Origin of the sequence: Thiocystis violacea (assembly GCF_016583565.1) — a bacterium.
In the GTDB taxonomy this organism is placed as follows: domain Bacteria; phylum Pseudomonadota; class Gammaproteobacteria; order Chromatiales; family Chromatiaceae; genus Thiorhodococcus; species Thiorhodococcus violaceus_A.
In genome coordinates, this window is the sequence record NZ_NRRF01000013.1 from 132,617 (window position 1) to 146,032 (window position 13,416).

Below are 13,416 nucleotides of genomic sequence, written 5' to 3' on the forward strand. Positions count from 1 at the left end.
ATGAGCACAGACTTCGACCACATCGTAATCGGCGCCGGCATCAGTGGCCTTGGCGCCGCGCACTTCTCTGCCCGTCGCGGGCTCGGCACACTGGTCCTAGAGGCCAGCGACCGTGTTGGCGGCTGCATCAACAGCCAGACGCTCGACGGCCTCGGCGGCTTCTGGACCGAAGGCGGCGGACACACCTGCTTCAACAGCTACGGCAACATGCTCTCGATCCTGGACGACCTGGGACTGACGAGCCAGGTGCAGCCCAAGCTCAAGGTCGGCTACTCCCTCTGGAAGGACGGCAAGCGCCGCAAGATCACCTCCGCCCTGCATTTTCTGGAGGCCGCGCGCTCCATCCCGCGCATCTTCAAGGCCCCCAAGGCCGGACGCAGCGTGCGCGATTACTATGGCGAGGTGCTGGGCCGCCGCAACTATCAGGATCTGTTGCGACACGCCTTCCAGGCCGTCATCTGCCAGCCCGCGGACGACTACCCGGCCGAGGCCCTGTTCAGGCGCAAGCCGCGCCGCAAGGACGTCATCAAGGCGTTCACCTTCGCCGAGGGTATCTCGGCCATCCCAAACGCCATCGCCGCGCAGAAAGGGCTGGAGGTTCGCACCTCGCAGTCCGTCTCGGAAATCCTCGCGGACGGGGACGGCTTTCGCGTCAGGCTGAAGGACGGCTCCGAGCTGACATCGCGCGCGCTCACCCTCGCGGTTCCGCCTGACGCGGCGACGCAGCTCATGCCCGCCGGCTTCGAGGCCGCGCGCGCCGCCATCGCCGACATCGGCGTGGCCGAGATCGAGACCCTGGTGATCGCCGTGCGCAAGACCGACCTCGATCTACCACCCACGGCCGGCATGATCGCCGTCGAGGACGCCTTCTATTCCGCCGTCTCGCGCGACTTCCTGCCCGACGCGCAGTACCGTGGCTTCGCCTTCCATTACAAGCCCGGCACACTCGACCCCGACGCCCAGCTTCAACGCGCCTGCACCGTGCTCGGCATCCGTCCGGAGCAGATCGCCGCGCAGGCGCGCATCCACAACCGGCTCCCGGCGCTGCGCAGCGGCCATGCCGAGCGGGTCGCCCAACTGGATACGGCCCTCGCCGGGAAGCGCCTCGGCGTCACTGGTAACTGGTTCATCGGCGTCTCCATGGAAGACGCGCTGACACGCAGCCGTAGCGAAGACGAACGCCTCTTCGGGAACTGAAACCGATCGCCGAGATGATTCGGCAACCGATTGGAGACGCCAGCATGCACACGACACTCATTGCCCTGACCTTGCTCTGCCTATCGACAGTCACGCTGGCCGAGGAAATCGGCAGCGTCTCGACCAAGTTCAAATGGATGGGACCCAACGACAAGATCGTCATCGAGGTCTTTCAGGACGAGGAGATCCCCGGCGTCGTCTGCTATCTCAGCCGAGCCAAGACCGGCGGCGTCTCCGGCGCCATCGGCGTTGCGGAAGACACCTCGGACGCCTCGATCGAGTGCACCCAGATCGGTCCCATCGATCTGCCCGACGCGGTGCGCTCGGGCAAAGGCGATGGGGACGAGGTCTTCAAGAAACGCACCTCGCTCGTCTTCAAGAGCCTCCAGGTCGTGCGTTTCTACGATGCGCCCCGCAACGCCCTGGTCTATCTGAGCTACAGCGACCGTGTCATCGAAGGCTCGCCCAAGAGCAGCGTCTCCGCCGTCGCCATTCAGCCTTGGACGAACACCGGGGCGCAACCCCAGGGCAAGACAGGCCAGTAGCCAGCGGTTTGTTGGGCCTCGTCCTCCGGCCCGACGGGCTAGAGGTAGCGCTCGGCCGCGCTCACGAAGTCTTCCCGGGGCGGAAGATCGCGCGGCGAGAAACTGATCGGCAGCATGACGAGCCGGCGGCCGAGCACGTTGTGCAACTGACCCAGGTGGATATGGCGCGCTGAGGGATCGCCGGGTGCGCGCAGGATGTTCATCGCATCCAGATCCAGCTCAAGCGTCGAGCCCCAGAGCTGATCCGCGGCACCTTGGAGCACCTCGATCAGCATCTCGAGATGGGCGTCGAGCAACCCCGTCTCTGCCCCCATGGCATCCAATTGCTGGGTGATTCCATCCAACTCATCCTGCAGGGCCGCGTGCGTCGGGTGCACGGCCTCAGGCGCACCGAAGCTCCAACCGCCCGTCTCAAGCGCCTTGAGCTTGCGCCGCAGCAGATCCCGCTGGCGGGCCAGGTCCGCGCGCTCGATCTTCGCCTCAACGATCCGCTTCAGCGCGAGGGTCAGCAGATGGTCGAAGGCCCGGCGCTTGAGGAGCCGTCGGGTCTCGGCCTCATCGTCGGTCGGGTCCAGGAAGCGGTGCGCCGAAAAACTGACGCTGACCTGGGCGACCTCGCGTTGCAGCCGGTCGTCCACCAGCTCGACGCCAAGCCCCTTCTTCTCGATGCATTCGGCCAGCAGCAGTGCCGTCACCCGCTCGGCGCCCGCGCCCGGACCCGCCAGGTAGTCGCGCACCTCCGCATCCCGGCCCAGGATCTCCAACATGCCATGCCCGGAGGCGAACAGCGCACAGAGACAGGGCTCGGATGCGTACTCCCCTGGACCGCTGACGACAGACCCGGGGATTGCCTCCACGAGATCGACGACGTGATCGATGGCCTGGATCACGGGTGCGCGCAAGCGCTTGCGGAACCCGGAGACGAACTTCAGCCGTGGATCCGTCCCCTCCACGGCCCGTTCGATGGCCGCCTGAATGAGCAGCTCCGGATAGGAGCCTCCCTGTCGATCATGTCCGCCGAAGATGGATTGGAAGAGCTTCAAGTGCCTCGTCCTCCTTTTGTTCATCGCCTTGAGAGATGGGAGCGCCAACGAATACCGGCACGGTTGCCGACGCACGCCGCGCCGCCCCCCGGAACGTGAAACCGCATGCACGGGAGGAGACTGCAGCGACAGAGGCCCGGCTGACCGCGGCGGTCGCACATCAGGCGTACGCTGGTCCGAGGGACGAGGCCCAATGCGACGGTGCATGTTGGGCCTCCTAACGTCGGCCCAACCTACAGCCCCTGGCTGGCGCGCATGACGTCTGGTCGCACCCGACCACGGTGCGCGCGATCAGCTCAAGCTTCCGCCCGCGACTCCGCGCCCGCCTCCTGCCCGCGCACGCTCGGCGCCCCGTGCAGCCTCTCCCGCAGCCGCTGGAAGACGACATAGAGCATGGGGATCAGGAAGACGCCGATCAGCGAGGCGGCCAGCATGCCGCCGAACACCGCCGTACCCACCCCGCGCTGACTCGCCTCCCCCGCCCCGCTGGCGATGATGAGCGGGACCAGACCCAGGATGAAGGCGAAGCTGGTCATGAGCACCGCCCGGATCCTCAGGCGTGCCGCGTTGGCCGCGGCATCCAGGATGGACTTGCCGCTCGCGCGCTCCTCCATGGCGAACTCGACGATGAGGATGGCGTTCTTACTCGCGAGACCAATGAGCACCACGATGCCGACCTGGGCATAGAGGTCGTTGGGCAGGTGGGCGATCAAGAGGGCCGTCATGGCCCCCAGCACGCCAATGGTGACGGACAGTAGCACCGCCGCCGGCATCGACCAGCTCTCATAGAGCGCGACCAGAAAGAGATAGGCGAAGAGCACCGCCAGCCCCAGCACCATGGGCGTCTTGCCCCCGGCCTCCTTCTCCTGGAAGGCGGTGCCGGTCCACTCGTAACCATAGCCACTCGGTAGAGTGGTGAGGGAGAGCCCTTCCATCGCCGCGAGCGCGTCGCCCGAGCTGCGGCCCGGCGCGGGACCGCCCTGAATCGTGACGCTGCGATAGTTGTTGTAGCGCTGAAGCAGCTGCGGCCCGAGGATGAGCTCGGGTGACATCAGGGCGCGGATCGGGATCATCTCGCCCTGGCTGTTGCGGACATGGATGCGGTAGACGTCGTCGAAACTCTTGCGGTCGGCCTCCTCGCCCTGCACCTGGACCTGCCAGACCCGCCCGAACTTGTTGAAGTCGTTGACATAGTAGCCGCCGAGCGTGGCTTGGAGCGCGGTGAAGATGTCGCTGATCTGAACGCCCAGGATCTGCGCCTTCTCGCGGTCGAAATCGAGAAACACCTGCGGATTGTCCGTCGCCCAGGTCGAGAAGACCGCCGCCAGTGCCGGATCCTGATTGGCGCCCAGGACCATGGCCCGCATGACACCGGCCAGCTCCTCGGGAGTACGGCCCTGAAGGTCTTCGAGCTGGTACTCGAAGCCGCCACCCGTGCCGAGTCCGATGATCGGCGGCAGGTTGAACGGCATGACCCGCGCGCTCGGCATCCCGGCGGTTTCGGCGCGGATCCGCCCGAGCACGGCCGTCACCTTGAGATCCGGCGTCGGTCGTTCCTCGAAGGGCTTGAGTCGCCCAATCAGGGTTGCGCTATTGGACTGGATGCTGCCGTCCAGGATGCTGTAGCCCGGCACGGTGAGCACATGCAGGACCGCGGGGTCTTTCAGAACCAGCTGCTCGATCTGCTTGACCACCTCCAAGGTCCGGTTGACGGAGGCGCCTTCCGGCAATTGGATCTGCGCCATGAAGGCGCCCTGATCCTCTTCGGGCAGGAATCCCGTCGGGGTGACCTTGAACAGCCAGCCGGTCGCGGCACCGGCGCCGGCGACCAGCAGCAGGACGATCAGCGCGAAACGCACCAGCCGCCTGACGACGGCGGCGTAGCCATCGCGCACCCGATCGATGCCACCCATCACGTAGCGCATGACGCCGCGCTTGTGGTGGGTCGGCTTGAGCAGGATGGCGCACAGGGCCGGCGACAGCGTCAGCGCGTTGATCGCGGAGATCAGCATGGAGAAGGCGACCACCGCCGCGAACTGCTGGAAGAGCTGCCCGGTGATTCCGGGGATAAAGGCGACCGGCAGGAAGACCGACAGCAGCACCAGGGTGATGGCGATGATGGGCCCGGTGATCTGGCCCATCGCCTTCTTGGCGGCCTCGCGCGGTGGCAGACCCTCCTCTTCCATGATGCGCTCGACGTTCTCCACCACCACGATCGCGTCGTCCACCACGATCCCGATGGCCAGGACGATCGCCAGCAGCGAGATGGTGTTGGCCGAGAAACCGATGGCGAGCAGGAAGGCGAAGGTTCCGATCAGCGCCACCGGCACGGCGATCAATGGAATCAGGGTCGCGCGCCAACTGCCGAGAAAGAGAAAGACCACCAGAATGACCAGGGCGAAGGCTTCGAACAGGGTATGGACGACCTTCTCCAGACTCGCCTTCACGAAGTCCGTGGTGTCGTAGACGACGGTGTAGTCCATGTCGTCCGGGAAGCGTTGCGAGAGCCGCTCCATCGCCGCCTTGATGCCGTCGCCGACGGCCACCGCGTTGGCGCCGGGCGCCAGGTAGATGGCCATGCCGGCGGTATCCTTGCCGTCCAGCCGACTGACCGAATCCGACTGCTTGGAGCCCAGCTCCACGCGACCGATGTCCTTCACCAGCACCGTCGAGCCGTCCGGATTGGCGCGCACCACGATGTTCTCGAACTGATCGACGTCGCTCAGTCGACCCTGTGTCTGGAGCGTGATCTGGAACTGCTGATCCGGGGTCATGGGCTGGGCGCCGATGCGCCCCACCGCGGCCTGAACGTTCTGGCTCTGGATCGCCCCGATGACATCCGATGGCGTCAAGCCGAGCGCGGTTAGGGAATCGGAGTCGAGCCAGATGCGCATGCTGTAGTCGAGCGGCCCGAACTGAAAGACCTCGCCCACACCCGGCACGCGCGCCAGGGTGTCGATGACGTTGATGGTCGCGTAGTTGCTCAGGAAGAGGGCGTCATAGGCGTTCTTGGGCGAATAGAGGGCCACCACCTGAAGCATGGCGGTGGACTTCTTCTTGACGGTGAGGCCCTGGCGCTTGACCTCCTCCGGGAGCTGGGCCATCGCCAGGTTGGCGCGGTTCTGGACGTTGACGGTGTTGATGTCCGGATCCGTGCCGAGCGCGAAGGTCACGTTCAGCGAATAGCTGCCGTCGTTGGCGCTGGCCGACTTCATGTAGAGCATGTTGTCGACGCCGTTCACCTTGGACTCGATCGGCTGGGCGATGGTCGACTCCACCACCGAGGCGCTCGCGCCCGGATAGGCGGTGCTGACCGAGACCTGCGGCGGGACGATATCCGGAAACTGGGCGACCGGGATCTGGGTGATCGCAATGAGCCCGGCGAGCGTCAGGACGACCGAGATGACGATAGAAAGCCGCGGCCGATCGATGAAGACGTCCGAGATCATGGCGAGGCACCCCCGTCGACCGGCTGCGCGGGCGCGACCTTCACCGCATGGCCAGGCCGCACCTTCTGCACGCCCTGGCTGATCACCAGGTCGCCCACCTCGATCCCCTTGGTCACGGCGATGTCGGCCCCCTTGCTCTGCCCGGTCTCGACCCGCCTGACCTGCGCCTTGCTCTCGGCGTCGACGACGAGCACGAAGACGCCCTGCTGATCCACCTGCAGCGCCGATTGCGGGATCATGATGGCCGACTGCGGCTCGGCGCTCTGCAGCAACACGCCGATGTACTGGCCGTCGACCAGCAGGCCGTCCGGGTTGGGCAGCTCGGCCCGGATGGTGACGGAGTCGGTGCCCTGATCCGTGGTGACGTCGACGAAGTCCAGGCGGCCGGGATGCGCGTAGGTGGTCCCGTCCGGCAGGCGCGCCCGCACGGTCACGTTCGCGGGGTCGCCGCCCTTGTCCGTGATCTGCTTGCGCGCCTCCAGCAGCTGGCGCTGGGTGACGGGGAACTGGAGATAGATGGGGTCGCGACTGACGATGGTCGCCAGCACGCCCAGGGACGGCGCAACCAGATTGCCGACGGTGATCTGCGCCAACCCGATACGGCCGGCGACCGGCGCCGTGATGCGGGTATAGCTCAGGTCCAGCTTGGCGGCGGTGACCGCCGCCTCAGCCTGGGCGATGCTGGCCTTGGCGACGGCCGCGGCGGCTTGGAGTTCGTCCACTTTCGCCTGCGCGATGTTCTTGGACTTGAGGAGCTCCTTGCCGCGCGCCAGCTGCGCATCGGCGTTCTGGGAGTCCGCCTTGGCCTTCTCAAGATCCGCCTCGCGCTGCTGGACAATGGCCTGGTACTGGTCCGGCTCGATCTGGAAGAGCAGGTCACCCACGGCGACGGGCTGGCCCTCCTTGAACCTGCGCGCCTGGAGGAAGCCCTCGACCCGCGCGCGCAGCTCCACCCGCTCCACGGCGACCACCCGCCCGACGAACTGCGACTCCTCCTCGATGGCGCGCGTCTGCGCCTTCACCGCCACGACCCCTGGGGGAGGCGGCTCCTGGGCCGGACCCTGCTGCCGCGGCTGACAGCCCGTCAGGGCGAGCGCAAGCACGAGCCCGATGGAGGCGACGCGCACCGCCGCGGCATCAGGAACAGGGGTGACGCGATCGAAGGGCGCACGAACGGGCAAGGGGCGTGAATCCAACGCCACGGTGTTCTCGAACATCTGCAATCCTCGTCGAAATGGGCGACAGCCCAATGCTAGTCCAAAAGCACGGACGAGGTGTGACCGAAAGAGGGTCCCGCGCGGCGCGCTAGCCGAGCGCGAAGACCTGACCCAGCGCGCCGGCGACGCGGGCGCGCAGGCGCTCGACCTCTTCCGTCTGGTAGTCGCGGCGTTCCTGCCGGCCCCAGACGGGCGCGGGCCAGTAGACGTCGTTGCGGTAGCGGCCGATGAGATGGATGTGCAGCTGGGGCACCAGATTGCCGATGGTCGCGACATTGAGCTTGTGCGGCTGGAACTCGCGCTCGATGAAGTCGCAGATCAGGTCCATCTGCGCGCGGACCTCCTGCCTGAGGCCCGGCTCAAGCCGATGCAGCTCGCGGGCCTCGCTCTTGGGGACCAGGATCAGCCAGGGCAGCAGGGCATTGTTCATGAGCAGCAGCCGGGTGCCGGCGGACTCGCCCAGCGGCCAAGTGTCCGTCCGCAGGCGCGGGTGCAGGCTGAAGCCGTCGATCGGGTCTCTGTCCATGGGCATCATCCGGATAGGCTCAGACGCCTTGGTCGCGACCTGGCGTTGAGCATGGGTTCTCCGCGCAAGAGATAGGTCGTCAGCTGGCTGGGCGGCAAGGGGCGCGCGAGGAGGAAACCCTGTGCCGCATCACAGCCTTCTTGTAACAGAAAATCCAGTTGCTCGCCGGTCTCGACGCCCTCGGCGATAACGCGCAGATCCAGCCCGCGGGCGAGTGCGATGACAGCGCGGACCAGGGGATCGCTCGGCGGCCTGCGGCCAATCTCACGAATGAAGCCGCGGTCGATTTTCAGGGTATCGATCGGGAGATTCTGCAGATAGGCCAAGGAGGAATAGCCGGTACCGAAATCATCGATCGCGACCCGCAGACCTTCCGAGCGCAGGAGGGTGAGCGTCTCGATGAGTCGCGCATCCTGCTCGAGCAGCAGACTCTCGGTGATCTCCAGCTCGATCACCGAGTCCTCGAGGTCACCGGCCACCTGCAACAGATGCTCGACCAACCCCTGCTGACTGAACTGACGGACCGACAGGTTGATGGCAACAGTCAATGCAAGCCCCTGCTGGCGCCAGGCGGCAAGCTGACGCCCCACCTCGTCGATCACCCAGGAGCCGAGCGGCAAGATCAGTCCGGACTCCTCGGCGATCGAAATGAAGGAGACGGGGCCGATCAAACCGCGCTCGGGATCCTGCCAGCGCAACAGCGCCTCCAACGCAGTGGTCTCCCCCGTGTCGAGATCGACGATGGGCTGGTAGTGCAGCACGAACTCGCCATGATCGAGCGCCTTGCGTATGCGTGCCTCGATGTCGAGCTTGCGCGAGGCGGCCTCGCCCATGGAGGGGGTGAAGTGCTGATAGTTGTTACGCCCGCGCAGCTTGGCGGCATACATGGCCGTATCCGCGTATTTGAGGAGCAGCTCCAGGGTATCGCCATCGTCCGGACAGAGCGCGATGCCGATGGAGACGGTGCAGACGATGCTATGACCGGCGATGCTGAAGGGCTCGCGGAACCGATGGATGACGCGCTCGGCGACGCTGCTTGCGACCTGTTTCACATCCGCGCCACTGAGAACGACCGTGAGCTCATCCCCACCCAGCCGCGCCACCGTTTGCCCAAGCGGGCGACCTTGCGCGCGAACGGACTGAACGACCTCATCGACGGCGGACTGCAGGCGCAGGGCGGCCGCCCGCAGCAGCTCGTCGCCGATGCCGTGCCCCAAGGAATCGTTGATGCGCTTGAATTGATCCAGGTCCAGGAAGATGACGGCGACCTGATCGTCGTGCCGGCGCGCGTTGGCGAGCGCGTCCGACAGGTCCTGATTGAGCTGCTGGCGATTGGCCAGTCCGGTGAGCCCGTCGCGGTAGGCCAGATCCTGGATCATGCGCTGACGGCGGCGGCGCTCCGTGACGTCACGCAGCAGCAGGATCACCTGATCGGCGTCGACGGCGATGAAACGCGCATCGAAGGCGATCGTCTCCCGATCGCCGGCGGGCAGCTCGATCTCGAGTTCGCGCACGGTCCGCTCGGCCAGCACCGCCTTGATCTCGCGCCGCACCGCCACGCAGACGCTCTCGGGCAGAAGATCGGCGATCCCGGAGGCGAGCATCTCGCTCTGCGCGCCGAGCCCGTGGAGGACGCGGCCCGGCTTGAACTGCAGGATGTGTCCGTCGCGGTCGAGGCGCAGCAGCGCGTCCGGTATCGCGGAAATGAGGGCGCTGTTACGCGCCTCGCTCACATGCAGTGCCGCCAGCGTGGCATGCCCGCGCAGCAGATAGCGCAGCCGGTGGACCATGAGGGTCCAATTGACCGGCTTGGCGAGGAAGTCGGTGGCGCCGGATTCGTAGGCCTTTTCGATGGATTCGACGTCCTCCAGACCCGTCACCATGAGGATGGGCATCAGCTCGAAGCCGGGTTTGCGACGCAGCAGACGGCAGGTCTCGAAGCCATCGATCCCCTCCATCATGACGTCCAGCACCACCAGGTCCGGCTGGAGCCCGTCGACCTGTCCGATGGCCTCCTGGCCGCTGTAGGCGCCCGCATAGGCGAAACCGAAATGATCGAGGCTATGGCGCGCCAGTTCATGCATGATGGCATCGTCATCGACGACCAGGATGCGTGGACGCCGATCGGGCGCTTGCGCGCGCTCATGCGAGCGGTTCGTCGATCCAACATCGCTCGACCGCTCGCCGTCTGGCAGCCAACGGCTCAAGACGTCGCGGGTCTCGCGATCGAGGCGTTCGACGATGGGCCAGATCACACCGGCTTCCAACAGGCCGGCGCCCTCCCCGCCAGGCGCGCTTGCGGCACGCTCCAGCCGATTGCACAGCTCGGAGAAACGTCTCGCGCCCAGCGACCCCGCCGCCGAGCGCAGCGCGCGCAGCGCCTTGGTCAGGGTGTCCAGCCGCTGCAGTTCGAGCCCCTCGCGGAACTGCGCGAGCAACGGCGGCGAGGACGCCAGGTAGCCGCGAATCAGAGGCTCGACCAGCTCCTGGCCGGACTCCAAGCCGGCCTTGGCGATATCCTGGAGCTCCGACTCTTCGAGGATGGGCAGACAGGCGAGGTCGTCCAGGTCACCCAGGTCGTCCTGGTCCGCCGCCATTGGCTGAATGCGGATCTGCGCGTCCAGCACGACCGCCTCGCCGCGCGCCGACGCCGACCAGCGCGCCAAGGCCTCGCGCAACAGCGCCAGCGAGATGGGCTTGGTCAAGTAGTCGTCCATTCCCGAGGCCAGACAGCGTTCCCGGTCGCCAGCCATGGCGTGCGCCGTCAGGGCAATGATCGGCGTGCGCCGCGCCGTCTCGGCGCTCGTCTCGCGCAGCCGGATGAGCCGCGTGGCCTCGTAGCCGTCCAATCTGGGCATCTGACAATCCATCATGATGAGGTCGAAGCACTCGGCCGCGCTGGCGTCCAAGGCGACCTGTCCGTCGGAGGCCAGCGTCGGCACACAGCCCAGCTTGCGCAGCATGGCCCCGGCCAGTTCCTGATTCACCCGATTGTCCTCGGCCACCAGCACCTTGAGCCCCAGGGATGGCGGTTCCTGGACCACGTCAAGCGCCGCCTCCGCCGGCAACGCGCCCGCCATGCCGGCGCCCGCGCCGCGGCCGGCCAGGCAGTCCAGGAGCGGTATCCGACGCACCGGCTTGGCCAGAGAGGCACCCTGGCGAGGCAAGGCGCTCCGGCTCGACGACCCGTCAAGACGCGCGGAGGTCAGCAGGACGGGCCTTGGCCGCGCCAAGACGGGATCTCTTGCGATCGCCTCCTCGGACACCAGTGCCTCCAGGTCCGGGAGGCTCGCGTCCAAGACCATGAGGTCGATGGGCGCGCCAGCCGCGTCGGACTGGCGCAGGATCGCGAGTGCCGCCTCCGAGTGCTCGCACTGCAGCACATCGATACCTGCCCGACGCGCGTAGGCGACGACGACCTCGCGCACCGCCCTGTGCGGCGCGGCGAGCAAGAGCCTGCGCCCGGCGAGTGCCTGGTGCGCCGGTGGTGCCGGCGCCGTCCACTGCACGACGGGCAAGGGCAGCGAGAACCAGAAGCTGGCGCCGCTGCCCAGACGGCTGTCGAGCCCGATCTCGCCGCCCATGAGCTCGACCAGCTCCTTGGCGATGGCGAGCCCTAGGCCGGTGCCGCCGAACTCGCGGGTCGTGGAGCCGTCCGCTTGGGCGAAGGCGTCGAAAATCGCCCGCTGGTCGTGTTCGGCGATGCCGATACCGGTATCCGTCACTTGGATCAGGAGATTCGCTCGATCGGCGGTGCGCCGGTCGATGCCGGCGCGGATGCTGACCGCTCCGGCCTGGGTGAACTTGATGGCATTGCTGATGAGGTTGCTCAGCACCTGCGCGATGCGACCGGGATCGCCCTTCACCTTGGCCGGCAGATCGGGCGAGAGGTAGCAGACCAGCTCCAGCCCCTTGGCGTGGCTGCGCTCGGCGAAGAGATCCACGACCTCTTCGATGCGCTCGGCGATATCGAGCTCGGCGCACTCCAGCACCAGACGGCCGGCTTCGATCTTGGAGACGTCGAGGATGTCGTTGATGACGGCCAGCAAGGAGCGCCCGGAGCGTGCGACCGCGCCGGAAAAGCGCCGCTGCTCGGCGCTCAGCTCGGTGCCGAGCAGCAGCTCCGTCATGCCGATGATGCCATTCATCGGGGTGCGGATCTCGTGGCTCATGTTGTCGAGGAACTGCGACTTGGCCCGATTCGCCTGCTCGGCGACCTCCCTCGCCTGCTCGGCGCTGGCGCGCTCGCGCTGCGCCTCCCGCACGGCCGCCCTCAAGTCTTGGTTCGCCCGCGACAGGTCAAGGGTGCGTTCGGCGACCTCCGCCGCGAGGAGCTGACGATGCTCGGCCAGGCGCTTGTCGCGCTCGCCGAGTTGGCCCAGCATGGCGTTGAAGCCCGCAATCAGGCGTCCGATCTCGTCATCCTCGCCCGGGGGGGCGCGCAGTCCGTAGTCCTGCTCGCTGGACACCCGTTCCATGACGGCGGAGAGATTGAGAATCGGCGTGGTGAGCGGACGCTGGAGCCGACCCGAGACCAGCCTCGCCAACCCCGTGGCGGCCAAGAGCACGCCGAGCAGCAAGACGAGATTGAAGCGCAGACTGGCATAGAGCCCGCCCAGACCGGCATCGATCGCCACCCAACCGATGCGTTCCCCGTCGAAGATCACAGGCGCGACAGACCGCAGGGCGCGACTGGTGAAGGCGTGCGTCTCCCGGTCGGCGGACAGCGCCGCCACAATCCAGTCCGGGAGATCCGCGGCCGCGGCGGCCGCGGCGCGCCCCGCCGAATCCCCGCGCTCGGGCGCATAGGTGGCGAGCAGATGGCCCTCTACGTCCATCAGCCAGCCGTGTCTCACCTCGGGCTCCGCATGCAACGCCTTGAGCAGACGTTGGGCCGTCTTGCTGTCGCCGAACTCCAGGGCCGCCGTGGTCGTGGTGCCGACGGCCTGGGCCAGCACGGAGACGTGCCGCAGGAGCGCCTGGCGATAGGACAGGGCTTCCAGCCCCAGCACCGCAAGCATGGCCACTACCAGGGACACCAGCGTGGTGACCATGATGATGTGCATCAGCTTCTTGCTGATCGAGTCGCGTGGCTGGGACTGCATTGCCGGATCTGCCCGATCGATCGCTCGTTTGACCATCTTCTTCCCAGAGGCGCAGAGGTTCACATGGCCCTCGTCATGACAGGAATCGCCAAGCGCCTGTCCCGAGACCGCTTCCGACCGTCGCCATCCGCGGCTCCGATGGCCTTGGTCATCGGTTGGACCGGTAGGGTGGACGAGCGAGAGCGAAGTCCACCGAATCCCGCTGGTACCGGGTGGCCACGGGTGCTTACGCACCCGCGGCTCCCACAGATCCGGACGTGCGGGACTACCGCATCCGGCTCCTCGGTTGAGCACACGCTACGCGACATAATTGCCGTCACGCACCCGCTGGTCG

7 protein-coding genes are annotated in these 13,416 nt (G+C 66.8%); 2 read left to right on the forward strand and 5 right to left on the reverse strand.

The window, feature by feature from the left end; translation table 11 throughout:
* Together CKO23_RS08235 and CKO23_RS08240 are read left to right on the forward strand one after the other, a co-directional pair.
* Positions 1 to 1,197 carry a protoporphyrinogen/coproporphyrinogen oxidase gene (locus CKO23_RS08235; protein ID WP_200329911.1) on the forward strand — a complete coding sequence of 399 codons (1,197 nt, stop codon included), beginning with the start codon at positions 1 to 3 and terminating at the stop codon, positions 1,195 to 1,197.
* A 44-nt stretch (positions 1,198 to 1,241) separates the two neighbouring features.
* Positions 1,242 to 1,742, forward strand: coding sequence for a CreA family protein (locus tag CKO23_RS08240; RefSeq protein WP_200329913.1), 501 nt, complete (start codon positions 1,242 to 1,244; stop codon positions 1,740 to 1,742).
* A gap of 38 nt (positions 1,743 to 1,780) precedes the next feature.
* On the opposite strand, the gene CKO23_RS08245 is transcribed toward CKO23_RS08240, so the two are convergent.
* The 5 genes from CKO23_RS08245 to CKO23_RS08265 form a co-directional block, all read right to left on the reverse strand.
* Positions 1,781 to 2,785: a hypothetical protein gene (locus CKO23_RS08245; protein WP_200329915.1), complete on the reverse strand. Its 1,005-nt coding sequence runs from the start codon at positions 2,783 to 2,785 to the stop codon at positions 1,781 to 1,783.
* Between the two features lie 296 nt (positions 2,786 to 3,081).
* Complete coding sequence (locus CKO23_RS08250) at positions 3,082 to 6,234, reverse strand: efflux RND transporter permease subunit (RefSeq protein WP_200329917.1); 3,153 nt, start codon at positions 6,232 to 6,234, stop codon at positions 3,082 to 3,084.
* Positions 6,231 to 7,451: an efflux RND transporter periplasmic adaptor subunit gene (locus CKO23_RS08255; protein WP_200329919.1), complete on the reverse strand. Its 1,221-nt coding sequence runs from the start codon at positions 7,449 to 7,451 to the stop codon at positions 6,231 to 6,233. The genes CKO23_RS08250 and CKO23_RS08255 overlap by 4 nt, the downstream gene beginning before the upstream one ends.
* Positions 7,452 to 7,539: 88 nt before the next feature.
* Positions 7,540 to 7,977, reverse strand: a complete 438-nt coding sequence (locus tag CKO23_RS08260; protein ID WP_207168474.1) for an HIT family protein — start codon at positions 7,975 to 7,977, stop codon at positions 7,540 to 7,542.
* A gap of 5 nt (positions 7,978 to 7,982) precedes the next feature.
* Entirely contained in the window at positions 7,983 to 13,082 is a 5,100-nt protein-coding gene (locus CKO23_RS08265) for an EAL domain-containing protein (RefSeq protein ID WP_200329921.1), read from the reverse strand.
* Positions 13,083 to 13,416: the final 334 nt, after the last annotated feature.

Coding starts and splice junctions, on each gene's coding strand:
- CKO23_RS08235 (WP_200329911.1), top strand. CDS start 1: ATGAGCACAGACTTCGACCACATCGTAATCGGCGCCGGCATCAGTGGC.
- CKO23_RS08260 (WP_207168474.1), bottom strand. CDS start 7,977: ATGGACAGAGACCCGATCGACGGCTTCAGCCTGCACCCGCGCCTGCGG.
- CKO23_RS08240 (WP_200329913.1), top strand. CDS start 1,242: ATGCACACGACACTCATTGCCCTGACCTTGCTCTGCCTATCGACAGTC.
- CKO23_RS08250 (WP_200329917.1), bottom strand. CDS start 6,234: ATGATCTCGGACGTCTTCATCGATCGGCCGCGGCTTTCTATCGTCATC.
- CKO23_RS08255 (WP_200329919.1), bottom strand. CDS start 7,451: ATGTTCGAGAACACCGTGGCGTTGGATTCACGCCCCTTGCCCGTTCGT.
- CKO23_RS08265 (WP_200329921.1), bottom strand. CDS start 13,082: ATGCAGTCCCAGCCACGCGACTCGATCAGCAAGAAGCTGATGCACATC.